The following is a 24785-nucleotide window of genomic DNA, read 5'->3' as shown; positions in this document are numbered from 1 at the left end:
GCGCCTCCCTCGCGCGCGTGACTCGACCGACGAGACCAATGCCCGCGCGTCTGCACGTCGGTCAGGCGGGCATCCGGAACGTACGGCGGTACTCCTGCGGGCTGACCCCGCGGGTGCGCCCGAAGTGGTGGCGGAGCGTCGCGGCGTTGCCGAAGCCGACCTCGCCGGCGATCCAGTCGATGGAGTGGTCGGTCCGCTCGAGCAGCTCCTCGGCGGCCCGCACCCGCTCCCCCAGGATCCAGCTGTAGGGCGTGGTGCCCGTCTCCTCCTTGAACCGACGCGCGAAGGTGCGCGCCGACATGTGCATCTGGCGGGCGAGGGTCTCGACGTCGAGCTCCTCGCCCAGGTTCTCCGAGATCCAGACGAGCAGCGGGGCGAGGGCCTCGGACTCGCACACGGGCACCGGGCGCGCGATGTACTGCGCCTGGCCGCCGTCGCGGTGCGGCGGGATCACCATCCGTCGGGCCGTGGTGGCAGCCACCTTGGCGCCGAACTGCTGGCGCATCACGTGGAGGGCGGCGTCGAGCGCGGCGGCCGAGCCGGCCCCGGTCACGATCGTGCCGTCCTGGACGTAGAGGACGTCCTTGTCGACGATCGCCTCGGGGTAGCGCTCGGCGAGCTCGGTCGCGTAGCGCCAGTGGGTCGTGCAGCGACGTCCGTCCAGCAGTCCGGCCTCGCCCAGCATGAACGTGGCCGAGCAGTGGGCGAACAGCATCGCGCCGCGCTCATGGGTGGCGCGGAGCAGCTCGGACACCTCCGGCGGCGAGTGCAGGTGGTTGCTCTTGGGAGCCAGGCACACCAGGTCGGCGTCGGCGGCCGCGTCGAGCCCGTGCTCGACGACGAGGTCGAAGCCGGCACGGGTGCGCAGCCGACCGGGCTTCGGCGTCACGACGGTGAAGTCGAAGACGGGGTTGTCGTCCTCGGGGTGGTAGGGCTCGGCCCACACCTCGCACAACGCGCCGAGCCCGAACGGCTCGGGCTGCTCCTGGACGACGACCGCCACCTTCTTCATGGGCTCAGGGTGCACCAGTGGTGGCAGTAAATCAACTAGAACTGGCATTCCTGCCACTCGTGGCAGGAAGTGTTCGGGAGCAGAATTACTGCCATGACCACATTCATCGCCCTCCTCGCCCTCCTCGCCGTCGCCGCGCTGCTCGTCAACTACGCCCGCCACGACCGGTTCGCCGGTCCCTCCTCCACCGCCCACCCGTTCGACGAGCTCGGCCTCGTCGAGGAGCGCGGCCACCTCGTCCACCGGGCGTGACGCCGCCTCCGCCCCGACCTGCACGGCCCGCCAGGGATGTCCTGGCGGGCCGTCGTACGTCGTGGTGGGGGTGGTCAGGCGGACCACACCGGGCCGACCTGGTCGACCAGGTCGCGCGACTGGCGCAGGCCGGCCTCGGCTGCCACGGCCCGCTTCGCCGGGTCGAGGAGGTTGCGGCCGAAGGCGGCGAGCGCCTGCTCGTCGGGGGTGACGACCGACCACGCCCGGGGTCCCACCTTCTCCACCTGCGCGCGGATCGACGTCCTCCTGCTGATCGACCGCGGCAGCGGCGCCAGGACGACGACCCGGTCGGCGCCGGCCGCGACGTCGACGTTGGCGGTCGAGCGCATCCCGCCGTCCATGTAGGTGCGCCCGCCGATCTCGACCGGCGGCCACACTGTCGGCACCGCGCAGCTCGCCGCGACCGCCGAGACGAGGTCCACGCCGGATCCCGGCGTGAAGACGGTGAACTCGCCGCTCTCGGTGTCGACGGCGGTGATCCGCAGGTCCCGCTGCGGCCAGTCGTGCGCCGGCAGGCGCGAGCGGATCACGCCCTCGCGGTCGATGCTCCCCGGCTCGTGGGCGGCTCGTGCGACCCGCCCGACGCGGGCCAGCTTGTCGCGACCGCTGCCCGGCAGGACGTAGGGCGGCACCAGCTTGAGGGCGGCGATGCGCGACAGGCGACCACCCAGCTCGGCATCGGGCGGCTCGAGCTGGGCGGCGTACAGGTCGGCGAGCGGCAGTCCGTTGGTGACCTGGGCCCCGACCACCGAGCCGGCCGACGTCCCGACCACGGTGTCCGCGTCGGTCAGGTCGACCCCGGCCTCGGCCAGGCCGTGCAGGATCCCGATCTCCCACGCGATGCCGGTGATGCCACCGCCGCCGAGGACCAGTGCGGACGGGCCACGTTCAGTCATGCGCCCGTTCTAGCCGACCCGACCAACGGTGTGCCCCCCGTCGTACGACGAAGGCCCGCCGGGGAGTCCCCGGCGGGCCTTCGTGGTGCTCGGTCGTGAGCGGGCGTCAGCCGATCAGGCCTGGCCGCCGGTGAGCTTCTCGCGGAGCGCCTGCAGCGCCTCGTCGGACGCGAGCGAGCCGCCGGTGTCGCCACCGTTGTCGCCCTCGCCGGAGGTGTCGCCGCCCGAGGAGTAGGAGGTGGCCTCGCCGGCCTCGACCTCGGCCTGCTTGGCCTCCTCCTGCTGCTTGACGTGCGCCTCCCAGCGGGCGTGCGCCTTGGCGTACTGGTCCTCCCAGATCGCACGCTGCTCGTCGTAGCCCTCGAGCCACTCGCCCGTCTCGGGGTCGAAGCCCTCGGGGTAGACGTAGTTGCCCTGCTCGTCGTAGGTCGCGGTCATGCCGTAGAGCGTGGGGTCGAACTCCTCCACGTCGGCGGCGGCAGCGGTCTCGTTGGCCTGCTTGAGCGACAGCGAGATCCGGCGACGCTCGAGGTCGATGTCGATGATCTTGACCATGACGTCGTCGTTGACCTGGACGACCTGCTCGGGGATCTCGACGTGACGCTCGGCGAGCTCGGAGATGTGCACCAGGCCCTCGATGCCCTCCTCGACGCGGACGAACGAACCGAAGGGCACCAGCTTGGTGACCTTGCCCGGGACGATCTGGCCGATCTGGTGGGTGCGGGCGAAGTGCTGCCACGGGTCCTCCTGCGTCGCCTTCAGCGACAGGGAGACACGCTCGCGGTCCATGTCCACGTCGAGGACCTCGACGGTGACCTCGTCGCCCACGGCGACGACCTCGGACGGGTGGTCGATGTGCTTCCACGACAGCTCCGAGACGTGCACGAGGCCGTCGACGCCGCCGAGGTCCACGAACGCACCGAAGTTGACGATCGAGGACACGACGCCCTTGCGGATCTGGCCCTTCTGGAGCTGGGTCAGGAACCCGTGGCGGACCTCGGACTGGGTCTGCTCGAGCCAGGCACGGCGCGACAGGACCACGTTGTTGCGGTTCTTGTCGAGCTCGATGATCTTCGCCTCGAGGGTCTGGCCGACGTAGGGCTGCAGGTCGCGGACGCGACGCATCTCCACGAGGGAGGCCGGCAGGAAGCCGCGCAGACCGATGTCGAGGATGAGGCCGCCCTTGACGACCTCGATGACGGTGCCCTCGACGACGCCGTCCTCCTCCTTGACCTGCTCGATGGTGCCCCAGGCGCGCTCGTACTGGGCGCGCTTCTTGGACAGGATCAGACGACCCTCCTTGTCCTCCTTCTGGAGGACCAGGGCCTCGACCTTGTCGCCCACGGAAACGACCTCGTTGGGGTCGACGTCGTGCTTGATGGACAGCTCGCGCGAGGGGATGACGCCCTCGGTCTTGTAGCCGATGTCGAGGAGGACCTCGTCGCGGTCCACCTTGACGATGGTGCCGTCGACGATGTCGCCGTCGTTGAAGTACTTGATGGTCGCGTCGATCGCCGCGAGGAAGTCCTCTTCGGACCCGATGTCGTTGACGGCCACCTGGGGCGCGTCGTAGTCCGGAAGAGTGGAGAGCGTGCTCGTCATATGGGAAGGAGTTCCTTGGATGGATGGAGTCGTACGGACGCACGCAGCCACCGATTTCACTGCCCCGCGTCGATGACGCTGGCTGGCGAGCCCCGCCTCGCTCGGTATGGAAGCCGGGCAGGCGACTGGCGCAACACCCAAGACTACGCGTGCGCGATGCTCGCCGTCCAACCGGCGGGCACGCTCAACCCACGCTCAGCGAGCGCTCCTGCCGACCCTGTCCCAGGATGCCGGCCACGCGTGCACGTCACCATGCCCTGCGATCGTCCGGAGGAGCACATCAGCCCGGTCCGCGACCGGGTTCTGACCGGCCCGCGCCGCGAGGTCGACGAGAGCCCACAGGTCGGCTGACCGGGCCCCGTCGAGGACCGCCTGGCCCGTCCCGCCGTGCCGCGCGGTCCACGCACCCAGCACCGCGTCGACGTACGCCGGGTGCCGCTCGAAGCGGACCAGGTTGCCGACGTCGGTCCACGGGTGCCCGGCATGGGCGAGCTCCCAGTCCAGGACCGCCGTGACCGTCAGGCCGTCGGGGTCGACCAGCACGTTCTTGGGATTGAGGTCGCTGTGCACGAGGCAGGCCCGGCCGACCGTGTCCAGCAGGTCCTGCGCCTCCTCGGCGACCGGGAGCAGGGTCGCCCGCTCCTCGGGCGTCCATGCGTCGAGGCGCTGCTCGACCCACTCGGCAAGCCCGCCGTCCGGGAAGGTGCCGATGCGCAGCCCCGCGTCGACGAACGGCCCGGGACGCAGCGCCGGCATGCCGGCCAACGTGGCCGCCACGTCCCCCATCGCGGTGCCGAGCCTGGCCAGGCCCGCGTCGTCCCCGGCGTCGACGAGCCGGTCGACGACGAGGTCGCCACGCTCCCCCGGCACCCACGACGTGACGAGGACACCGGGCTGTCCGGACGACGGCTCCTCCCGTCGCACCTCCAGGACGTCGGCGACCGGCACGAGGCCGCGGACGAGGTGGAGCAGCGCCTCGTCGACCTCGGGAGCCTGGGGACCGCGCGGGTCCCCGGGCGGGTAGATCCGCAGGACGGTCCGCTCTCCCGCGACCTCGCTCACGAACGTGCGCCCGGAGTGGCCACCGGCGAGCGGGACCAGGGACGGGCTCGGATCCGACATGGGCCGCATCGTGGCACGCGGCAGGCCGTCCTCTCGCCCACCGCGAGCCTCACCCACCCCTTTGAGTAAAAAGCGTGTTACCTCCTTGTTGCCCTGTCGTTGTGATGTGCAGATCACTCGCAACCGCGAGGTGAATGCCTCGGGTCCGCCACGCGGTCGACACCATTGGGGGTACGACAGATGAGCACCACCGCACACCGCCGGCTGTCCAGCCGGCTCGCCCGGGGGGCAGCCGTGGCTGCCGCCCTCACGCTGCCAGCGGCACTCATGGCCGCAGCGCAGACGCCCGCCTCTGCTGCGCCGGTGCCCACCGGCGCCACCGCATCGACGTCCGCGGGCTTCCTCGGCGTCGACGTCCTCGGGGTGGACCTCCCCGCGCCGATCGGCGCCATCAACGCCGTTGCGCTCGACGTCGCCTCGGCGACCGGTTCGCTGCAGGGTGGGTCGCCCAGGGTCGTGGCCCGGGCCTCCAACCTCGGCGCCGAGCTCGGGGGCTCGCAGCTCCCGGACATCCTGTCCTCGGCCCAGCAGACGGCACCGCCGACCAACCCGTCGGCCACGACCGTCCAGAGCGGCGCCATCCCGGACAACCCGCTGCTCAACGCCGGCATCTCCACGTCGGTGGCGCACGCGCAGTTCACCGACGGCAGCTGCCTGCCCGCCGGCACGCCGCTGAGCTCGTCGTCGACGACCACCGTCGACGCCTCGGTGCTCGACATCCCGGGTGTGGGACGTCTGCTCAACGCACCGGGCACCGTCGAGACCAGCCAGTCCGTGAACCTCGAGGCCACGGGTGGCGCCAACGATGCCCGCCGGGTGGTGGCCACGTCCGCCAGCAACCTGGCCTCGCTCGACCTCTTCGGCCAGGTCACGATCGGCGTCAGCCAGGACCCGACCCTGACGGCCCGCGCAAGCGGCCAGCCCGGTGGCGCCTCGGTGGACTACACCCAGCCCGTCGTGACGATCACGCCGGACGGGCAGGCGCCGCAGGTCCTCGACGCCGCCAACGAGGTCGCGACGTTCGCCCTCCCGGACAACCCGGGCCTGGTGCTCGAGCTCTCGCTCGGCGCCCTCACCAAGACGGTCGACCCGAACGGCACGAGCGCCACGGGCTCCGCAGCCCTGCTGCACGTCAAGCTCGCGACGGCGGGGCTTCCCCTCCCGGGTCCGCTCCCCTCGCTCGGCACGACCATCGCCGACGTGGACATCGTCCCGCTGTCGGCCAGTGCCGGTGCACCCTCCGGTGGCATCGAGTGCGGCAACGGCAGCGGCCCGACGCCGGGCTCGATCGCCGCTCCCGACATCACGACGCCCGCCAACGGATCGACCATCACCGACTCCACGCCGACGATCTCCGGCACCGGCCTGCCCGGTGCCCAGGTCACCGTGACCGAGGGCGGCACCACGATCTGCACGACCACGGTCCGCGCGAACGGCACCTGGAGCTGTGAGCCCGGTACGCCGCTCACCGCCGGTCCGCACACCGTGTCGGCGACCCAGACCCTCGACGGTCAGACGAGCGCCGCGGACACGACCAGCTTCGTGGTCGTACCGGACCCCAACGACCCTGACGGGGACGGCCTGCCCACTGGCCAGGAGAACACGATCGGCACCAACCCCAACGACCCCGACACCGACGACGACGGGCTCTCGGACGGCACCGAGGTCAACACGACCCACACCGACCCGCTGAACCCCGACACCGACGGTGACGGCCTCACCGATGGCGCCGAGGTCAACACCCACGGCACCGACCCGCTCGACCCGGACACCGACAACGACGGCCTGACCGACGGACAGGAGGTCAACGGCGTCACGATCAAGGAGCGGTTCGAGATCTGCGGCAAGAAGGCCAAGAAGTCGATCTTCGTGACCACCAACCCGCTCGTGAAGGACACCGACAAGGACGGCCTGAGCGACGGCAAGGAGGTCAAGGGCTACAAGATCAAGCAGAAGATCAAGACGCGCAAGGGCTCCTTCGTCATCGGCAAGACCCGGTCGAACCCGACCAAGAAGGACACCGACCGCGACGGCCTGAAGGACAAGGCCGAGATGACCGGCAAGGCCAACAAGAAGTGGAACAAGGCCAAGACCGACCCCACCAAGTGCGACACCGACAAGGGTGGCGTGCGCGACGGCGCGGAGGTCCGCGCCGGGTCGAACCCCGCCGACTGGCGCTCGGGCCCGCGTGACCCGGGTGTGAGGAACGGTCGGATCAGGGGCTGAGCCTCGTACCCCTGAGGGAAGCGGCGCACCGGGCAGGACTCCTGCTCGGTGCGCCGTCTTCACGTCGCTCCCACGCGACTAGGCTCGTCATGTGGAGGACCACCTGCCGCAGTCCGTGCGGGTCGAGCGCCGGGCCGTCTCCGAGCAGGAGTCGCGCGACGCCAACGGACCGGACTGGGACCGCTACGCCGACGAGTACCAGGCCACCCACGGCGCCTTCCTCGGCGACGCCGGTTTCGTGTGGGGGCCCGAGGGGCACCGTGAGGAGGACCTCGCGATCCTCGGCGACGTCGCCGGACGTGACGTCCTCGAGGTCGGTAGCGGCGCCGGCCAGTGCTCGCGATGGGTCCGCACGCGCGGTGGCCGCGGCGTCGGCCTCGACCTCTCCCACCGCCAGCTGCAGCACTCGTTGCGCCTCGACGACGAGACGGGCGTCGCCGTGCCGTCGGTGCGCGGCACCGCCACCGACCTGCCGTTCGCGTCGGCGTCGTTCGACATCGTCTTCTGCTCCTTCGGCGCCCTGCAGTTCGTCAGCGACATCGATGTCGCGCTCGCCGAGGTCGCGCGGGTGCTCCGTCCGGGTGGCCGCTTCGCCTTCTCCATCACCCACCCGACCCGGTGGATGTTCCCGGACGACCCGGGCGAGGCCGGCCTGACCGCGAGCCAGTCCTACTGGGACCGCACCCCCTACGTCGAGGTCGACGACGAGACCGGGGTCGTGTCCTACGTCGAGCACCACCGCACGCTCGGCGACTGGGTGCGCCTGCTGCACGCCGCCGGCTTCGTGCTGGCCGACCTCGTCGAGCCCGAGTGGCCCGAGCACCACGACCGCGTGTGGGGCGGGTGGTCACGCGCGCGCGGGCTGCTCACTCCCGGTACGGCGATCTTCGTGGCGCTCCTCGCCGGCTGATCCCGCTCCCCTTCGGCGCGCCCATCCGGCGAGGAGCGATGCCGGGTTGAACGCCGCCCACCAGCGGCGGCGTGCGTCGACGTCGCGCAGGAGCTCCCGCCGGAGCACGAGGCACGCATCCCAGAATGCGCGTCCGGCCGCCGGGTCGGCGCTCGGGCCCGGGGCGAACACGGCCTCGTCCGCCCTCCGGGCCAGGTCGGTGCCCGCGCCGAGCGCGGTCGCCTGCGCGATCCTGCTCCAGCCCTCGGGCACGGGTGTCCCCCGGTCCCGCGCCGCGTCGAGCACCTCCTGCCAGCCGTTGACGTAGGGCCCCGACCACGACGTCGTACGGCGTCGGCGCGAGCGCCGCACCGCCTTGGCGAGCGGCACGAGGAGGAGCAGGGCGAGACCGAGCAGCACCGTGACGCCCAGGACCCGCACCGCCACCTGCCACGGTGAGAGGGGCTGCTCGACCACGGTGCCCTCGGGCAGCGTGATCGGGGTGCCCTTCGGGACGCGGATCTCCTCGTCCTTGCCCTGTGCCGCCGCCTCGAGCTGCTCCTGGACGAAGCCGCCGGGGTCTCGGACGTCAGGCGTCTCCGCGACGGTGTGCACACCGGTGTAGCGGCTGGGATCGAGCGTGCGCCAGGTGCCGTCGGCGAACTGCAGCTCGACCCAGGACGTGACGTCGTCGTGGGTGACCAGGCCGCGGGCCCCGGGAGCCGCGCCGGTGACGACCCTGGCGGGGACGCCGAGCCGGGACGCGCCGAGCGCCATGACGGCGGTGTACTGGAACGGCGTGCCGGTCATGTCCTTCGAGCCGAGCATCCGCAGCCCGAGGTCGACGGGCGACTGCGAGGACGATCCGGTGAACCGGGTCGTCCCGTTGAGCCGCAGGTAGCGCGCGAGCAGCAGCACCCGCTCGACCGGCCGCACCTCGTCGCGCCGGAACGGGCGCAGGTAGGTGTCGAGGAACGCCCCAGCGGGCTGGAGCTGGTCGTCGCTGGGGTCCTTCGTGGGGTCGCGGCGGGTGACGTCGTCCTCGGTGAGGACCGAGCCGAACGTGTAGTCGTCGCGGGTGTCCACGCCGCCGAGCACCAGTGCGCTCTGCGTGGCCTGGTTGTACCGGACCTCGCTGAGCTGGGTGCGGCCGTCGGTGTAGTCGAGGTCCAGGCTCGTCAGCTCGCCGAGCATCGGCAGCCAGTCGCTGGAGTAGCCCGGCCGGATGCGGATGCGCACGCCGACGGTCTCCCCCTGGTGCAGTGCCGCGACGTCGTGGCCGATGCGCTTGAAGGTGCCGAAGCCGTTGGTGCCGGGCGACTCGTCCGCCGGCACCCAGGCCGAGCCGTCGTACAGGTCGAGGGTCGCGAAGCGGAGGCGGCGTCCCTCCGGGACGCCGGTCGCCCGGAGCAGCTCGTTGCGGCCGCCGACCCGCTTGGGGACGGTCGTCCGGGCGGCTTCGGCCAGCGCGACGCTGCTCCCCTCTCCCCGCAGCAGGGTCCGGTCCACCTCGTTTCGGTCCGGGACCAGCAGGCTGGTCAGCCCCGAGACGAGGGTGACGGTCAGGACGGCGGTGACCGCGGCGGCCACCGAGCCGCGGCTCCGGTCGACCAGCGCCTCCCGCCGACGCGCCCGGGCGGAGGCCCAGGCCACGACCACGACCGCGATGACGACGCCGCGCGGCACGAGGTAGGACGGGACGAGGACGCCGACCGGGATGGCGGCGGCGAGCGCGAGGACCAGCGGCACGACGGGAGCGAGCGCGGCGCGGGTCGCGATGGCGAGCCAGGCGGCCGGGGCGGCGGCGACGAACCCGATCACGAACGGCACCAGCATCACCTGGCCGTTGGGGTCCACCGGGGCGACCGTCCCGGCGAGCGTCGCGGGCGCGGAGATGGTCTCGCCCAGCACCCGGTTCATCGTCTCCAGCGTGGGCAGGACCAGAGGACCCGGGCGCTGGAGGGCGACGAGCCCACCCAGCGGCGCGAACAGGAGCACCGCACTCAGGGCGTACCACCACACGCCCTCGTGGAAGTGACGGAGGAGCAGCGCGAGGCCGATCAGGACGACGGCGGGCACCAGCCCGACGACGAGGTGACTGCGACCGGCGAAGGTGTCGTCGAGGACCGACAGGGAGAGCGCCAGCAGCAGGAGGACCACGGCCGCGTCCAGCAGGGCCTGGCGTCGCGTGCTCATCGCATACCCCGCTCGAGCAGCTGCCGCAGCCGGTCCAGGTCGGGCACCGAGACCTCGCGCAGCGACCGGCTGTCGCGCAGCATGGGCTCCGCCCGGCTGTCGGCGCGTACGACGATCCAGTCGGCGCCGCGGTCGAACCGGTCGGCGGCCGCATCGAGCTCCACGAGGTCGCGGGCCGATCCGGTCACCTGGACGACCAGACCGGTGCCGGTGACGGATTCCGCCGCAGCCGCCGCGTGGGCGGCGTAGGTGTCACCGTCGGCCGTCACCGACCGCTCGAAGCGGCAGGCCGCGTCGATCATCGCCGTCGCGCTGCGCCCTCGGGCGACCTGCTCGCCGCACCGCAGGTAGGTGTCGAAGTCGTCGCGCACCGCTCGCAGGGCGATCGACGCCGCCACGGACACGGCCAGCTCGAAGTCCCGTGCCCGCGGGTACGACGCCGCGATGTCGTCGACCAGGATCGTGACGTGCCCGCGCCGGGTCTCGTGGTACTGCCGCACGAGCAGCTCGCCGGCCTTGGCCGAGGACCGCCAGTGCACGTGGCGCAGGTCGTCGCCGGGGACGTACTCGCGCAGCGCGTGGAACGCGAGGTCGCTCATCGAGAGCTGCTGGCTGGTGGCACCGTCGAGGTCGTTGGTCAGGCCGCCGGCGAACACCGACAGGTCGGTGACCCGTGGGGCGACCAGCAGCTCCACCGCCGTCCCGGCCTCGAAACGCCGCGACACGAGGCCGACCGGGTCCGCCTTCTCGTAGGTCACCGGGCCCACGGCGTGGGCGCCACGCGGCATCGACGGGAGCTGGACGGCCTGGCTGTGCTGCGCGAAGGGAGCCAGGAACGGCAGCCGGAGCGAGACGCTGTCGTCGCCGACCGGGACGGTGACCTTCGGGAAGAGCATCGGCACGGCACCGGCTCGCAGCTCGAGCGTGGCAACGGGTGGTGCCGCCCCCTCGACGAGCCTGTTGCGCCGCAGGACCAACCGCGCGGTGGGCGTGCCGGGCACGACCTGCCACGCCAGTCCCACCACGAGCAGCGCGAGTGCCACGACAGCGAGCTGGGTGAACTCCTGCCAGTGCAGCCACCACGCCACCGCCGCCGCCGCGAGGCCGAGCACGGCGACGCTGCGCCCGAGGGGCGTGAGGACCCGGAGGAGGTTCACGCGCGGTCGCGCGGCACCGACACCTGCGCCAGCAGTCCGTCGATCACCTCGTCGGGCGTCACGCCCCCGAACGCCGCACCCGAGGCCATCAGCAGGCGGTGGCCGAGGACCGGACGCGCGAGGGTCGCGACGTCCTCGGGCACGACGTGCCCGCGGCCCTCGGCCAGTGCCCATGCCTTGGCGGAGCGGATCCACGCGAGCGAGCCACGGGTCGACAGGCCGATCCGGACGTCGGGGACCTCGCGCGACGCCTCCGCGAGCCGTCGTACGTAGCCGATGATCGCGCGGTCCACGTGGACGAGGTCGGCGAGCTGGCCCATCTGCACGAGCTCGCTCGGCTTGACCACCGGGCCCAGCCCGGCGGCGCGGTCACGCACCTGCGACTGCGCGAGCAGCGCCTCGGTGGTCTCGGCGTCGGGGTGCCCGACGCTGGTGCGCATCAGGAAGCGGTCGAGCTGGGCCTCGGGCAGCTGGTAGGTGCCGGCCTGCTCGATGGGGTTCTGGGTGGCGATCACCATGAAGGGGCGGCCGACCTCGTGGGTCCGGCCGTCGACGGTGACGTGGCCCTCCTCCATCACCTCGAGCAGCGCCGACTGGGTCTTCGGCGACGCCCGGTTGATCTCGTCGGCGAGCACCATGCTGTGGAAGATCGGGCCGGGGTGGAAGGTGAAGGTGCCGTGGGACTGGTCGTAGACGGTGACGCCCGTGACGTCGGACGGCAGCAGGTCGGGGGTGAACTGGATGCGTGCGAACGAGCTGTCCAGCGACTTCGCGAGCGCCCGAGCCAGCATCGTCTTGCCCGTGCCGGGCAGGTCCTCGAGCAGCAGGTGGCCGCCGGAGACCAGGCAGGTCAGAGCCAGCCGGACCACGTGCCGCTTGCCGAGGACCGCCGACTCGACGTTGTGCACGACGCGGTCGAAGGTGTCGGCGTACCACCGGACGTCGTCGGGATGGACGGTGGCGCTGCCTGCTGCGGGGGCTGCCATGCGGTCGAGGGTCTCCCTCTCGGGTCGGCTCGCCTCAGGCGTCGGCGGTGGCGTTGGCCGAGCGTCGGCGCATCACCTGGAGCGCGATGCCGATCAGCAGCGCCGGGATGCCGACGAGGTAGCCGATGAGCGGCACCGTCTTGCGGATCAGGTTGAGGCTGCTGGCGTTGCTCTTGGACGTCTCGGCGTTGTCCGCGACCTGCTCGTCGGTGAAGCCGTAGTCGAGGGCCAGGAAGACGTTGCCGTCCCCGTCGAGGCGCTCCTGGGTCTCGAACTGGTTGACGATCGCCCCGGTCGTCGGGTCGATCTGGATCGTCCGGTCGGTGGAGTAGGTGCCCTGGACGCCGTCGGTCACCTCGATCGGGGCGTCGGAGACCACGATCTTGTAGTTGTAGACCTCGAGACCGTCGATCGTGTCGGTGCCGTCGTAGGTGGCCGGGACCGCCTCGCCCGAGAAACCGTCCCAGTACTGGTAGGTCTTCTTCTCGGCCAGGAAGGGCCACTTGTTGACCAGGCCGCTCTTCTGCTCGGCGCTCGGCGGGAGGTACTTCGGGTCGTCGACCGCCTCACCCGTGCGACGGTCGGTCGCGAAGTTGTCGGTGCTGGCGGAGAGCAGCCGCTCCTGCGGGTCACTGGCGGACACGCACTCGTCAATCTCGCCCTCGTCCTTGACCAGGCAGCTCGAGTTCTGGAAGACGATGACGTCGGAGTCCGATCGCTCGGAGTCGGCGCGGGTGACGCTGAACGCCTTGACCGGGAACTCGTTGGTGCCCCCGGTGCCGTCGGACAGCTGGGCGGTACCGTCGAGCAACGTCAGGCTGTCGGTGTCGAGCGGCGTCTTCATCAGCTGCCCGGGAGCCCAGAACTGGGCCAGGAGCGCCAACGTGATGAGAAATCCACCCAGCACCGTCAGTCCGATGCCGAAGCCCTTGCGCATGTGACGTTCCTCCCAGTTGGCCTGATCCGGGAGGACAATAGCAGCGAAGTGACTCCCCGGTAGCCAATCGACGGGCCACTTTCGACGGTGGTTTGCGCGGTGTCTGATCCCGGGCCGGAGCGGCGGGTTAGAGTCCGCGCCATGGCCTCGACCAAGCCCGCCGCGCTCATCGACGACCCGTCGGTGGGCGACCACGACGGCGACGCGTCGACCGTGATGAGCACCCCCCGCCGGGTGGCGCTCATCGACGGCATCCGCGGGATCGCGATCGTGCTCGTCGTCCTCTCGCACGGATGGGTGCTGTGGCCGATCGAGCGCATCGACGAGACCGCGTGGATCCGCCCGCTGTTCCGCAGCGGCAACTTCGCGGTGACGGTGTTCCTCGTCGCCGCCGGCTACTTCACCTACGTCTCCCTCGCCTCGCGCGGGCTGGAGAACATGCGGCCGGGTGTCACCTTCGTCCGACGGGTGCTGCGCGTCGGCCCCAGCCTTTGGCTCCTGCTGGCGGTGGTGCTGGTCGTGTCGACGCTCGACGGCACCGACAAGACGAAGGCCGGTGACAACGCGGACTCGGTCGTGCACGTCCTGACCTACACGTGGAACTGGTACGTCCAGGGCAACCTGCTCACCTCGCGGCCCGACTTCGGCCACCTCTGGTACCTCTCGGTCGACATGCAGGCGTTCGTCATCATGGCGGCGGTCCTCTACATGATGCGCCGTCGACCGGTCGGGGTGCTGTTCGTGCTCGGCGGGCTGCTGCTCCTGCTGACCTGGTGGCGCTTCCACGTCACCGACACCGAGTTCGTCTTCCAGGTGCTCGTGCGGACCACGGCGCGCATGGACCCCTTCGTCGTCGGCGTCATCCTCGGCGCGGCTCTCCCGCTCGTACGGCGTCTCGAGCTCCCGCAGCGGGCGGTGCGGCTGACGGCGACCGCGACCCTGGTGGCGCTGGCGCCGCTCGCCTACTACTGCGTGCAGGACGAGCGCTTCCTCGCGTGGGGCGTGGCCCTCCTCGAGCTCGATCTCGCCCTTCTCTTCGGGGCCACCGCCCTCCTGGTCGAGCCGTCCCGCGCCGTCTCAGCCGTGAGCGTGCGGCCGCTCGTCTTCCTCGGCCGCCACTCGTTGCTGCTCTACATCTGGCACTACCCCGTCTTCACCTTCCTCGCGCGGCACACCGAGGACTGGGGCTGGCCCGTCCGCACGGTCGTCGCGCTCGCGCTCACCGTGGCCATCTCCCTGGTTGCCCACCGCACGGTGGAGCGGCGGGCGACCACCCTGTTGCGCCACCCCCTCTGGGCGGAGGCAGCGGACGGCCTCGTGCCGCTCGCGCGCGCTCGCGCCGCGGACGGCGTACGACGGCTGCGCCGGGCCTGAGCCCGATGCACCGCGTCAGGCGCGGCAGATCCTGAAGGTCCCGCCGGAGTCGAACGCGATGTCGAGCTGCGCGAGCTGCGCGGACGTGGCGATGTAGACGGGCTCGCCCGCGGTCACGGCCCAGGCCTTCGGTTCCGACGAGAGGTCGTCGCGAGTCAGACGCGTCCGGATGGTCGAGCTGTCGCTCGTCACGGCGATCTGACCGCCCTCGAAACTGGTCATCGTGATGAGAGGCGTCATGCTCGTGCTCGTGTAAGAGCGGCAGCCAAACTTGTTCGAGAGAGGCTTGGTGAAGTCCTCGGAGCTCACCCCCGCCGGTGCCGGCAGGTCCATGGTCTCGTCCCGTACGCCGACGAAGAGTGCGGACTCCGCGGTGAAGCGCTGGTCGGCCGTCGGCCTGAAGTCCTCCGGGAAGTGCTCCCGAGCCTCCGGACGGGCGAGCTTCTCGATGTCGTGACCGTTCATGAAGACGATGCCCTCGAAGTAGAGCATTTTCTCCCCCAGGTCCATCGCAGCCACGGACCCGAAGAGGACGTCCTTGTAGTGCTGGCCGACCGCGACGTTGAAGTTCCTCGCCCCCCGCAGGTCCGCGAGGCCGTGGATGGTGGAGGCGACGAGCACCGCGACGGCCAGCAGCGCCGCCACGAGCCGGGACTGGCCGGCCGTGACAGTGGTGAACCGGCGCAGTCCCCACTGCACCGTCACCGCCACCGCCGGCAGGAGGCACACCAGGACGATGTAGCGGTAGCGACCGACCGTGACGGCGTCCTCGAGGCCGGCTCCCACGGTGCTCGCGTTGGCCACGGCGCTGAGGGTGAGCTGGAGGAGCGCAGCGGCGAGGCCCGCCAGTGCCACGGCGCGCTGAGCCGGCGTCGGCTCGGGTGAGATCAGCGTGGCCAGCGTGACGACCAGTGTCAGGGTCACCCCGGCGCCCGCCATGCCGGACACGTCGCCGAGCGGGACGGTGACGGCCTTCCAGACCGCGGCAGGGATCTCCAGCAGCAGGTCGACGCCGAAGCTGCCGCGCCCCCCGGTGCGCCCGGAGACCGCGAACCAGACCATGAAGCACGCCGTCGGGATCCCCCCGGCCAGCGCGGCCGTGCGGAGACGTCGTACGCCGACCAGGTAGATGGCTACGAGCGCGATGGCCACCACCGACGTGACCGAGCATCCCAGCGCGAGCAGGAGCAGCGCTGTCGCCGTCACCTCGCGCCTGCGCGAGTCCCCCCCGAGCAGGACGAACAGTGCCCCGAGCCCGAGCGCGAGCGCCGACGTCAGCGCCACGGGCGCATCGCTCGTGTATGCCTCACCCGCAGCGCCGTAAAACAGCAGCAGCCACACCACCGAGAGGGACAGCCACTCCTGGTGGCCGAGCCGCCGCAGGATGCCGAACATCAGCACGCAGATCGCGAGGTGGGTCAGGATCGCGGGCAGCACGTAGGGGAGGTAGGACGAGAACCCGACGAACTTCCAGATGACGAGGTAGACACCGATGACCACCGGTTCCCAGTGACCGCCATAGGGCGCCCAGACGCTCGTGTGCTCGCCCCTGAGCCCACCGCGGTCGGCGAAGTAGTTGTAGGCGTCCACACCGAACCAGCCGTCGCGCACGGTGTAGATGCACACGACGAGGCTCGCCACGACACCGGCCGCCAGCAGCAGCTGTGGCGCGCTGGGGCGCCGGCGAGACCGGGCGGGACGATGCCGCGCCGGGGCCGGGCTCACGACGGTCACGACTTGCGGCGCGCCAGTCGCTCGAGCACCGAGTGCGCGAAGTCGTCGGAGATGCCGAGGCGACGCTTGACCCGGTCGTAGACGTCGAGGACCTTGCGGTCCGCCGCGATCGCGGCCTTCCTCGCCACGCTCTCCTCGGGCCGGGCGCGGTAGTTGGTCGACTTGCGGACCGGCGCCTCCTCCTCGGTGAAGTAGTACATCGCGAGCGAGCGGCGCGCCATGTCGGGCGGGCAGGTCAGGCCGTCGGGGTGGCCGTGGAACGAGCTGTCCGAGGTGGTGAAGACGAGCATCCGGTTGCCGGCCGGGGTGACCCGCGCCTGGCAGGCGGTCATGTCGGCGTCCCAGAGCTCGAGCTTGCCGCCCCAGTCGTCGTGCCACTCCTCGTTGAGGTAGAGGAGGATGTTGACGCGCCGGGCCCAGTTCTCGTGGGTGTGGTGGGTGCTGAAGTCGGTGTGGATGTTGAGGTGGCCGCCGCGCTTGGTCATGTGCAGCCCTCCCCCGTCCATCGTGTAGTCCGGGATGAGGTTCGCGATGCCGGTCAGCTGCTCGAGGTAGGCCACGAACTCCGGCGAGCAGAACTCACGCGCCACCGCCTGGAGGCTCGGCGCCCAGGTGTCGGGGTGCACGTTGCAGTACTTGGTCTCGTTGACGTGGAGGTAGCCCTTCCAGAACTCGTCGTCGATCCCGGGGAAGTCGCGCACGGCCGCGGAGAACGCCTCGGGGTGCAGCACGTCGTCGAGCACGATGTGCGGGAACGGCTCGGCGGCGCCGTAGGCCTCGGACGACGCCGCGAGGTCGGCGTTCAGGCGCGTCTGGTCGACGAGCTCAAGGGCGGTCTCCATGGCGCGCATCATGCCACCCGAGGTCGCGACCGGACGCCCGGACCCGAAGAATTCCCGCCGTCCTCCGCGCATGCCAGCGTGGATGCTACTGGCGGGTTAGACTCGCCCGGTTCATCACCGGGTGACGGCCGTCACCGAACCCCGGTGAGCAGGTGGAGGGAGAATCCGTGCAGTCGATCGAGGAGCCCGTCGGGTCGTCCGACGGACCGCGCGAGGCGCGCATCGGCGTCCTCGTGGTCGCCTACAACGCGGCGTCCACGCTGGAGAAGACGTTGAAGCGGCTCCCGGAGTCCTTCCTCGACGTGGTCGACCACGTGATGGTGTGCGACGACGCCAGCGCCGACGACACCTACGAGATCGGCCTGCGCTTCCGCGACACCGCGAAGTTCCCCATCACGGTCGTCAAGCACGAGCGCAACCTCGGCTACGGCGGCAACCAGAAGGCCGGCTACCAGTGGGCCAAGGACCACGGTCTCGACGTGGTCGTGCTGCTCCACGGCGACGGCCAGTACGCCCCCGAGTGCATCGAGGACCTCGTGGCCCCGCTCGTCAGCGGTGAGGCGGACGCCGTCTTCGGGTCTCGCATGCTCGACAAGGGTGGCGCGCGGGCCGGCGGCATGCCTGCCTACAAGTACGTCGGAAACAAGGTGCTGACGCGGTTCCAGAACGCGCTCACCGGCCAGCGGCTCTCGGAGTGGCACTCCGGCTACCGCGCCTACCGCACCGACGCGCTCGCCGACCTCGACCTGGCGTCGTACTCCAACGACTTCGACTTCGACACCGAGATCATCCTGGGCCTCGTCCGGGCGCGCAAGCGCATCGTCGAGGTGCCCATCCCCACCTACTACGGCGACGAGATCTGCTACGTCAACGGGATGAAGTACGCCCGCGACGTCGCCGGCGACGTGGTCCGGCACTGGGCCGGCGAGCACGGCTTCGGCGGCGGCGTGCAGTCGGAGGAGTCCGACGAGTACGCCCTCAAGGACCGCTACGGCTCGCACGCGGTGCTGCTGGAGTGGCTCGGGCGCCACCCGCGCTCGCGCGTCCTCGACGCCGGTTGCTACGACGGCCGCTTCGCCCAGCGCGCGCGTGCCCTCGGCCACCACGTCACCGGACTCGACCGCCACAAGCACGAGGGCGTCGCAGAGCGGGTCGACGAGTTCATCGAGGCCGACCTCAACCTGCCGCTCCCCCACGGCCTCGACGCCTCCTACGACGTCGTGATCGCCGGTGACATCCTGGAGCACGTCGTCGAGCCGCACCTGCTGCTCGCCGACCTGGCCAGGAAGGTCCGTCCCGGCGGGGAGCTGCTCGTGTCGGTCCCCAACTTCGGCCACTGGTACCCCCGGGGCCGCATCGCGACCGGGAAGTTCGACTACGACCAGCGCGGACCGCTCGACCGCGGCCACATCCGCTTCTTCACGCGCGACATGATCGAGCGGCTCATCGACGACACCGGGCTCCGGATCCTCGAGACGCGCATCGTCGGTACCCCCTTCAACACCTTCGCCGACTCCTCGCAGGACAACCTCGGTGGCCGGGTGGTCCGGCGGATCGAGCGCACCGACCGCGGCCTGGTCCGCGTCTGGCCGCGCATGTTCGGCTACCAGTTCCTCTACCGCCTGGAAGTGGCGTGACCTCGACAGTCCTCACCCGTCCGAGCACCACCCCCTCCCACCCGGCTGAGGCCGACCACTCGTCCCGGATCCGGCTCGTCGCGTCCATCAGCGGCCTGCTGGTCGGCGGCATGGGCTACTTCCTGACGCTGCTGAACTGGTCGACCGACATCGGCCGTACGGCGCTGGGAGGCGGCTACTTCTCGAACTTCTTCGACGACCAGGCCCGCGCCATCCTCGACGGCCACCTCGACATGGACCCGCAGACCCTCGCCATCGAGGGCTTCGTCCACGACGGGCTGACCTACACCTACTTCCCGCCGTTCCCGGCCCTGCTGCGCCTGCCCGTGCTGATGACGACGCACGAGTTCGACTACCAGCTCACCCTGGTGTCGATGGCGATCGCATGGATCGTGCTGGCGGTGATGACCACCAAGCTGGTCTGGCTGCTGATGGACCACGTCGTGGGCCGGCCGCTGACCGCCCGCAGCGGGATCCTCGCCGCCGTCTTCATCGCGGGTGGGACCGGCGGCACCTTCCTCACCTACGACGCGAGCCTCCCGTGGGTCTACCACGAGGTCTACACGTGGGCCGTGGCTGCAGCCGTCGGCGGTCTCTACTGGATGGTCCGCACCTGCCTGGCCCCGTCGACCCACACCGTGTTCTGGCTCGCGGTCTTCGCCCTGGTCACCGTGGGGTGCCGGACGACCGAGGGGTGGGCGATCTGCCTGGGAGCCATCGGCCTGGGCCTGCTGGTGCGGTTCCGGCCCTTCAGCGCCGAGCACCGCGCCCTCTGGTGGCGCATCGTGCTGGCCGGAGTCGGGCCGCTGTGCGCCTCGATCGCCCTCAACCTCTACAAGTTCGACGCGATCTACATGTTCCCGCTCAAGGACCAGGTGTGGACCCAGGTCAACGAGCAGCGCCAGGCGGCGCTGGCGGCCAACGGCGGCACGCTCAGCGGACCGCAGTTCTTCACCACGTCGTTCATGGCCTACCTGCGACCCGACGGCATCCGTTTCACCGACTACTTCCCGTGGATCACCCTGCCCGCACGGCCGGCGAAGCCCTACAACGGCGCCTTCGTCGACCAGGCCTATCGCACCGGCAGCGTCACCGGATTCATGTGGATCTTCATGCTCCTCCTGCTCCTCGCTGTCGTCGTCGCCTTCTGGCCACGGCGCGACCCGGTCGTCGCTCGCCTGCGGGTGCCGCTGGTCGCGAGCGTGCTGTGCACCGGTGGCGTGATGACCTACGGCTACTACTCCACCCGCTACTCGAGCGACTTCGTCCCGGCGATGGTGCTCGGCGGCGCGATCGGGACGGCGTTGCTCGCCAGGTTCGTGACGACCCGGCGGCGCTGGTTCGCCCCGGTGACCGGGTTCCTCGCGTTCGGCATGGTCTTCGCGATCCTCGCCCAGATGGCCATCGGCCTCTTCATGGCGGCCTCCCTCCACCGCGGCGAGCCGCTGCAGCGCTACGTCTCGCTCCAGGCCGACCTCACCCCCGGCGCCCAGGACCGCCTGATCAGCCAGGTCGACGGCCTGCCGGAGGGTGGCAGCACCGACGACCTGGCGATCCGTGGCGACTGCGAGGCGCTCTACCTCCACACCGGCGACCAGTACGAGCCGTGGGTGCCGGTCGAGGAACGTGACCGGGTCTGGCGTTTCGAGGTGACCGGCGACCTGGTGCCCGGCAAGGTCAAGATCATGGACATCACCGGCACGCGGCGGCAGTCGGTGTGGCTCGACGTGCGCGAGGACCGGCTGGTCCGCCCGCTCCTCTACAAGGACGACGAGCTCGTCCGCGGAGATGCGTTCGAGATCCCGACCGACGGCAAGTTCGCGATCGGCGTCCGCAACCTGCTCGACCTCGGCTACTACGAGATCCAGACCACGCCGGGCGGCCCCTTCGGCTACACCGAGTCCGTCTACTTCAACGACGACTGGGACTCCCTTCCGGCGCTCACCGAGGACGCCTGGTCGGAGTCCGAGCTCGCCGCGCACGGGCTGAGCGTGACCCCCGAGCTCGGCCTGCCCATCCCGCTGTGCGAGCGGCTCGCGGCGCGCGCCGGTCTGGCGACCGACGGGGGCTGAGGTGCGGATCGCCGTCCTGACCTGGCGCGACACGTCGCACCCGGACGGGGGTGGCTCGGAGGTCTTCGTGGAGTCCGTCGGGCGCGAGCTGGTCGCCCGCGGCCACGACGTCACGCTGCTCTGCGCCCGGCACCCCGGATCGGCGCCGCGCGAGCTCAGGGACGGCGTACGGCTGCGCCGCCTCGGTGGCCGGCTGTCGGTCTACCTCTGGGGCCTGGCGTGGCTGGTGCGACACCGGCGCGACGTCGACGTGGTCGTCGACGTCATCAACGGCTTGCCGTTCGCCTCGCCGCTCGTACGGCGACGAGGCGTGGTGGCGCTCGTGCACCACGTCCACGCCGAGCAGTGGCGCATCATCTACCCCGGTCTCGCGGGTCGGATCGGGTGGTTCGCGGAGAGCCGGGTCGTGCCGCGGCTCTACCGGGGGCGGCCCTTCCTCACGGTCTCCGACTCCTCGGCGCGCGACCTGGCGGCGATCGGCATCGACCCGTCGACCGTCTCGGTGGTCCGCAACGGGCTGGTCGGCGTGCCGGCGACGCCCGCCGCGCCCACGTCACCCACCGCCCGGCTGGTGGTGCTGTCGCGGCTCGTCCCGCACAAGCAGATCGAGCACGCCTTCACAGTGGTGCACCGCCTGCGCCACCAGAGGCCCGACCTGCACCTCGACGTCGTCGGCGAGGGGTGGTGGCACGACGAGCTGGTCACGGCCGCCCGCGACCTCGACGTGCTCGACCGGGTGACGTTCCACGGCCACGTCGACGACGTCCGGCGCGACGAGCTCGTGGCACGCGCCTGGTTGATGGTGATGCCGTCGGTGAAGGAGGGCTGGTGCCTGGCCGTCACCGAGGCCGGCGCACAGGGCACGCCGAGCGTGGCCTACGCGACGGCCGGCGGGGTCACGGAGTCGATCCGCGATGGCGAGACGGGTGTGCTGGTGCGCGACCTCGAGCACCTCGTGGCCGAGGTCGGCGCCCTGCTGGGCGATGCGCCGCGGCGGGCGGCGCTCGGTGACGCGGCGCGTCGGATGGCGCACACGCTCACCTGGGAGTCGTGCGCACTGGCGACCGAGGCAGTGCTCCGGTCGGTGTCCTCGAGAGGCGATCAGTCGCCGTAGACGAGGATCTCCTTGCTGGCGGGGTTGGTGTCAGGACCCTGCGTCTGGCTGTAGACCAGGGCGAAGAGGAGACCCGCGGCCAGCAGCGCGCCGATCAGAGCCGGGATGGCAGTGGCCATGAAGACGCCGATGAAGCTGCCGCCCCCGGCGTTGGCCGTGTCGCCCGTGTTGCTCACTGACATCTCCCTCTGACGAAGTTACCGGGCGTTAGGTTACCCCACGTCGGCGCGCACGTCTCGCTCTCGGCGCGCCACGATGCGGGTCGCGAGCGCGGCGGCGACGACGAGCAGGGCCAGGAGGTGTGCGGACCACACGGCCGTCCTCCGCCCGGTGTCCTCGGTGACGGTGCCGGGCCTCGCGCCGGGCACTCGGAAGACCTCGATCGACGAGGTCGCAAGCACCTCCTCGAGCCCGGTGGTGTCCACCTGCGCGGCGTCGGGATCGTCGGGGTAGCGCACGACCCAACCCACCCCCAGTCCCGGCAGCGTGGCGGCCGGCGGTCCCTCCTCGAGTGCGCGTCCGATGTCGGCCGCCAGCGGGCTCTCCCCCGGCACGAGCACCGACCCGACCTGCAGGGAGTCGCTCGTGACTACCTCTGCGTCGAACATCCGCAGGGCGGGGTCGGACGCGGTCTGTCCCGGTCCCGTCCAGTCGAAGGCGCGATAGGCCCGCCACGGGAGCGTCACGACGATGCCACGCTGCCCCGCCAGGACGTCGGCCGCGCGGTCGAGGTCGCCGGGGAGCTTGACCGGTGACACGGTGGGCCAGCTCTGGGTCGTGGCGTCCGGGAGCAGCAGGACCGGCGTCACGACCAGGACGAGCGCCGCGAGGGGCCGGGCGTCCCCCGAGAGGGCCCGGTGCACACGACCTGCCACTGCGCCGAAGGCCGCAGCCGCCAGCACGGCCGCGGGCACCAGTAGCTTCTGGGTGTCGCGCAGCAGCCCCGCTCCCGGGAGCGTCTCGACCATCCGGACCAGGACGTCGCTCCCCCACGGCGTGGCGGCCGCCAGCGCTCCAGCCGCCGGGACCGCGGCGAGGACCACCCAGCGGAGCGTGTCGCCGGTCCCCCACGCGCGACGGAGCGCGGGCACCCCGGCCAGCAGGATGCCCACGACCAGCACCGCTGCGACCACGGCGAACCAGGTCGTCCGGCTCGCAGGCTCCGACCGGGCGTCCCAGATGCCGCCCAGGCCGAGGAGTGCCACGACCGGTCCGTACGGCGACCCGGTGTCCGGTGCGAACGCCGCGACCCCGGCCGCGTCCGAGACCGACCCCGACGGCCCCGTCACCGCGGCCACCACCCACGGCGCCTGAAGCAGCACCCCGCCGAGGAGCAGCAGCCCGAGACGACGTACGTGCGGGGCGACGGCCGCCACCAGCCCCGCGAGGGCGAGCAGGCCACCCGTCGGGGTCAGCGAGGCGAGCGCGGTCCACGCGATCGCTGCTGCCAGGTCGACGCGACGACCGTCCCTCCGGTAGCGCATCGCAGCGTCCACGAGCCACGGGAGGGCGGCGCAGCCCAGCACCAGTGCCCACTGGCCGAGCGCGAGGCGTTCGACCACGAAGGCGTTCCAGACCGCGAAGCCCGAGCCGGCGAGCTGCGCGGTCCGCCCCCAAGGGGCGAGCAGCCGTGCCACCCCCCAGCCCAGCAGTGCCACGCTCCCGGGCAGGACGATCCGGGCGAGGACACCGCCGTCGACGACGTGCGTGAGGGTCGCCACCACCGCGTCGAGCGGCACGGCGCGCGGGGCGACGTCGCCGAGCCCCCACGTGGCGTCGGTGAAGGGCTGGCGTGGCACGAACACGAGGTCGCGCGCCAGCGGGTACCCGCCACGGACGAGCAACGGCAGGACCAGCACGACGGAGAGGACGAGCGGCCACCCGACGACCAGCCAGTCCTGCCACGACCGCCTGCTCACCATCCGCGCCGGCGCCACCGGCCCACCCTATGCTGTGCCGGGTGCCCGACCGGACGCCACGCGACGCCTCGTTCGACGCGGCCTGGCGGGTCGCCCGCACCGTGGACGGGTGGCTCACCGAGGCGCAGGCGCGTGACCTCCACCGCGCCGCGTCGGCGGTGGCGCCGGGCCGCGTGGTCGAGATCGGCAGCCACCTCGGTCGCTCGACGATCGTGCTCGCGTCGACCGGTGCGGCCGTCACGGCCATCGACCCCTTCCCGGACGACTGGCGCTACGGCCGCCCGGACACCGAGCAACGCTTCCGGGACCACCTCGCCGCCGCCGGGGTGGAGGGCAACGTCGACGTGCGCGTGGCGACCAGCCGGGACGTCCGGACGGCGTGGGACGACGGCGTACGCCTCGTCTACGTCGACGGCAAGCACGACATGTGGTCGTGCCTCGACGACCTCCGGTGGAGCGCGTTCCTCCAGCCCGGCGACACGGTCCTCGTGCACGACGCCTTCTCGTCGCTGGGGGTGACGCTCGCCCTGCTGCGCGACCAGACGGCCACCCGTCGCCACAGGTACGTCGGGCGGACCGGCTCGCTGGCCCGCTTCGAGGTGGCGACGCCCTCGGTCGGCGACCGGTTGCGGGTGGTGGGCGAGCTCCCGTGGTTCGCGCGCAACCTCCTGGTGAAGGTCCTGCTGCGGCTGCGGCTGCGCCCGGCAGCGGCGCTCCTGGGCCACCGCGACACGGCCGACCCCTACTGAGACCGGGCTGCCTGTCGTGGCCCGCCTGCCGCGCACCTAGGATCACGC

At 71.5% G+C, this 24785-nt stretch carries 20 protein-coding genes; 8 read left to right on the top strand and 12 right to left on the bottom strand.

Annotated elements, in window-relative coordinates:
• Positions 1-61: 61 nt before the first annotated feature.
• Entirely contained in the window at positions 62-1012 is a 951-nt protein-coding gene (locus tag L2K70_RS08140; protein WP_236401129.1) for a GlxA family transcriptional regulator, read from the bottom strand.
• 93 nt (positions 1013-1105) lie between these two features.
• Here L2K70_RS08140 and L2K70_RS08135 point away from each other — a divergent pair, with 93 nt between their 5' ends.
• Positions 1106-1264 carry a hypothetical protein gene (locus L2K70_RS08135; RefSeq protein ID WP_236401127.1) on the top strand — a complete coding sequence of 53 codons (159 nt, stop codon included), beginning with the start codon at positions 1106-1108 and terminating at the stop codon, positions 1262-1264.
• A 74-nt stretch (positions 1265-1338) separates the two neighbouring features.
• Here the strand turns inward: L2K70_RS08135 and L2K70_RS08130 are convergent, their stop codons facing one another.
• The 3 genes from L2K70_RS08130 to L2K70_RS08120 all read right to left on the bottom strand — a co-directional run bounded on the left by L2K70_RS08130 (position 1339) and on the right by L2K70_RS08120 (position 4905).
• Positions 1339-2181 (bottom strand): patatin-like phospholipase family protein, encoded by an 843-nt coding sequence (locus L2K70_RS08130; RefSeq protein ID WP_236401124.1) that lies wholly within the window; start codon positions 2179-2181, stop codon positions 1339-1341.
• A 114-nt stretch (positions 2182-2295) separates the two neighbouring features.
• Positions 2296-3783, bottom strand: a complete 1488-nt coding sequence (rpsA, locus tag L2K70_RS08125; RefSeq protein ID WP_236401122.1) for a 30S ribosomal protein S1 — start codon at positions 3781-3783, stop codon at positions 2296-2298.
• A 195-nt stretch (positions 3784-3978) separates the two neighbouring features.
• Positions 3979-4905 carry a phosphotransferase family protein gene (locus L2K70_RS08120; protein WP_236401120.1) on the bottom strand — a complete coding sequence of 309 codons (927 nt, stop codon included), beginning with the start codon at positions 4903-4905 and terminating at the stop codon, positions 3979-3981.
• A gap of 180 nt (positions 4906-5085) precedes the next feature.
• On the opposite strand from L2K70_RS08120, the gene L2K70_RS08115 reads away from it, so the two are divergent.
• Positions 5086-7131: an Ig-like domain-containing protein gene (locus L2K70_RS08115; protein ID WP_236401118.1), complete on the top strand. Its 2046-nt coding sequence runs from the start codon at positions 5086-5088 to the stop codon at positions 7129-7131.
• Between the two features lie 91 nt (positions 7132-7222).
• Positions 7223-8041 carry a class I SAM-dependent methyltransferase gene (locus L2K70_RS08110; protein ID WP_236401116.1) on the top strand — a complete coding sequence of 273 codons (819 nt, stop codon included), beginning with the start codon at positions 7223-7225 and terminating at the stop codon, positions 8039-8041.
• Here L2K70_RS08110 and L2K70_RS08105 read toward each other — a convergent pair.
• From L2K70_RS08105 to L2K70_RS08090, 4 genes are read right to left on the bottom strand one after another with little or no spacing between them, the layout of a single operon-like run.
• Complete coding sequence (locus L2K70_RS08105) at positions 7979-10216, bottom strand: transglutaminaseTgpA domain-containing protein (RefSeq protein WP_236401114.1); 2238 nt, start codon at positions 10214-10216, stop codon at positions 7979-7981. The genes L2K70_RS08110 and L2K70_RS08105 overlap by 63 nt on opposite strands.
• The gene (locus L2K70_RS21610; RefSeq protein WP_236401112.1) at positions 10213-11373 is read right to left on the bottom strand and encodes a DUF58 domain-containing protein; all 1161 of its coding nucleotides are present in this window, start codon (positions 11371-11373) and stop codon (positions 10213-10215) included. Before L2K70_RS21610 ends, L2K70_RS08105 begins: the two co-directional genes overlap by 4 nt.
• On the bottom strand, positions 11370-12359 hold the full coding sequence (locus L2K70_RS08095; RefSeq protein WP_236401110.1) for an AAA family ATPase: 990 nt from the start codon (positions 12357-12359) through the stop codon (positions 11370-11372). Before L2K70_RS08095 ends, L2K70_RS21610 begins: the two co-directional genes overlap by 4 nt.
• Positions 12360-12393: 34 nt before the next feature.
• A complete protein-coding gene (locus L2K70_RS08090; protein ID WP_236401109.1) occupies positions 12394-13296 on the bottom strand; it encodes a PorA family protein in 903 nt (300 codons plus the stop codon).
• 141 nt (positions 13297-13437) lie between these two features.
• Here L2K70_RS08090 and L2K70_RS08085 point away from each other — a divergent pair, with 141 nt between their 5' ends.
• Complete coding sequence (locus L2K70_RS08085) at positions 13438-14670, top strand: acyltransferase family protein (RefSeq protein WP_236401106.1); 1233 nt, start codon at positions 13438-13440, stop codon at positions 14668-14670.
• A 15-nt stretch (positions 14671-14685) separates the two neighbouring features.
• Here L2K70_RS08085 and L2K70_RS08080 read toward each other — a convergent pair whose 3' ends face one another.
• Together L2K70_RS08080 and L2K70_RS08075 are read right to left on the bottom strand one after the other, a co-directional pair.
• Positions 14686-16404, bottom strand: coding sequence for a hypothetical protein (locus L2K70_RS08080; protein WP_236401104.1), 1719 nt, complete (start codon positions 16402-16404; stop codon positions 14686-14688).
• Positions 16401-17246: a 2OG-Fe(II) oxygenase gene (locus tag L2K70_RS08075; RefSeq protein WP_236401102.1), complete on the bottom strand. Its 846-nt coding sequence runs from the start codon at positions 17244-17246 to the stop codon at positions 16401-16403. Before L2K70_RS08075 ends, L2K70_RS08080 begins: the two co-directional genes overlap by 4 nt.
• 167 nt (positions 17247-17413) lie before the next feature.
• On the opposite strand from L2K70_RS08075, the gene L2K70_RS21605 reads away from it, so the two are divergent.
• The 3 genes from L2K70_RS21605 to L2K70_RS08060 are packed head-to-tail and all read left to right on the top strand — an operon-like array spanning position 17414 to position 22069.
• On the top strand, positions 17414-18883 hold the full coding sequence (locus tag L2K70_RS21605; protein ID WP_236401100.1) for a glycosyltransferase: 1470 nt from the start codon (positions 17414-17416) through the stop codon (positions 18881-18883).
• Positions 18880-20955 (top strand): hypothetical protein, encoded by a 2076-nt coding sequence (locus tag L2K70_RS08065; RefSeq protein ID WP_236401098.1) that lies wholly within the window; start codon positions 18880-18882, stop codon positions 20953-20955. The genes L2K70_RS21605 and L2K70_RS08065 overlap by 4 nt, the downstream gene beginning before the upstream one ends.
• A gap of 1 nt (position 20956) precedes the next feature.
• Positions 20957-22069: a glycosyltransferase family 4 protein gene (locus tag L2K70_RS08060; protein ID WP_236401096.1), complete on the top strand. Its 1113-nt coding sequence runs from the start codon at positions 20957-20959 to the stop codon at positions 22067-22069.
• Here the strand turns inward: L2K70_RS08060 and L2K70_RS08055 are convergent.
• Both L2K70_RS08055 and L2K70_RS08050 read right to left on the bottom strand, forming a co-directional pair.
• Positions 22057-22245, bottom strand: a complete 189-nt coding sequence (locus tag L2K70_RS08055; RefSeq protein WP_236401093.1) for a hypothetical protein — start codon at positions 22243-22245, stop codon at positions 22057-22059. The genes L2K70_RS08060 and L2K70_RS08055 overlap by 13 nt on opposite strands.
• Positions 22246-22281: 36 nt before the next feature.
• A complete protein-coding gene (locus L2K70_RS08050) occupies positions 22282-24006 on the bottom strand; it encodes an MmpA family trehalose lipid delivery protein (RefSeq protein WP_236401092.1) in 1725 nt (574 codons plus the stop codon).
• A gap of 23 nt (positions 24007-24029) precedes the next feature.
• Here L2K70_RS08050 and L2K70_RS08045 point away from each other — a divergent pair, with 23 nt between their 5' ends.
• A complete protein-coding gene (locus L2K70_RS08045; protein ID WP_236401090.1) occupies positions 24030-24737 on the top strand; it encodes a class I SAM-dependent methyltransferase in 708 nt (235 codons plus the stop codon).
• Positions 24738-24785 lie beyond the last annotated feature (48 nt).

The organism is Nocardioides potassii, from assembly GCF_021648885.1.
Lineage (GTDB): Bacteria > Actinomycetota > Actinomycetes > Propionibacteriales > Nocardioidaceae > Nocardioides > Nocardioides potassii.
Note: the sequence above shows the minus strand (reverse complement) of the source record. Positions and strands in the feature narration are given on the sequence as shown.

Coding starts and splice junctions, on each gene's coding strand:
- L2K70_RS08135 (WP_236401127.1), top strand. CDS start 1,106: ATGACCACATTCATCGCCCTCCTCGCCCTCCTCGCCGTCGCCGCGCTG.
- L2K70_RS08105 (WP_236401114.1), bottom strand. CDS start 10,216: ATGAGCACGCGACGCCAGGCCCTGCTGGACGCGGCCGTGGTCCTCCTG.
- L2K70_RS08085 (WP_236401106.1), top strand. CDS start 13,438: ATGGCCTCGACCAAGCCCGCCGCGCTCATCGACGACCCGTCGGTGGGC.
- L2K70_RS08115 (WP_236401118.1), top strand. CDS start 5,086: ATGAGCACCACCGCACACCGCCGGCTGTCCAGCCGGCTCGCCCGGGGG.
- L2K70_RS08090 (WP_236401109.1), bottom strand. CDS start 13,296: ATGCGCAAGGGCTTCGGCATCGGACTGACGGTGCTGGGTGGATTTCTC.
- L2K70_RS08075 (WP_236401102.1), bottom strand. CDS start 17,246: ATGGAGACCGCCCTTGAGCTCGTCGACCAGACGCGCCTGAACGCCGAC.
- L2K70_RS08095 (WP_236401110.1), bottom strand. CDS start 12,359: ATGGCAGCCCCCGCAGCAGGCAGCGCCACCGTCCATCCCGACGACGTC.
- rpsA (WP_236401122.1), bottom strand. CDS start 3,783: ATGACGAGCACGCTCTCCACTCTTCCGGACTACGACGCGCCCCAGGTG.
- L2K70_RS08120 (WP_236401120.1), bottom strand. CDS start 4,905: ATGTCGGATCCGAGCCCGTCCCTGGTCCCGCTCGCCGGTGGCCACTCC.
- L2K70_RS08140 (WP_236401129.1), bottom strand. CDS start 1,012: ATGAAGAAGGTGGCGGTCGTCGTCCAGGAGCAGCCCGAGCCGTTCGGG.
- L2K70_RS08130 (WP_236401124.1), bottom strand. CDS start 2,181: ATGACTGAACGTGGCCCGTCCGCACTGGTCCTCGGCGGCGGTGGCATC.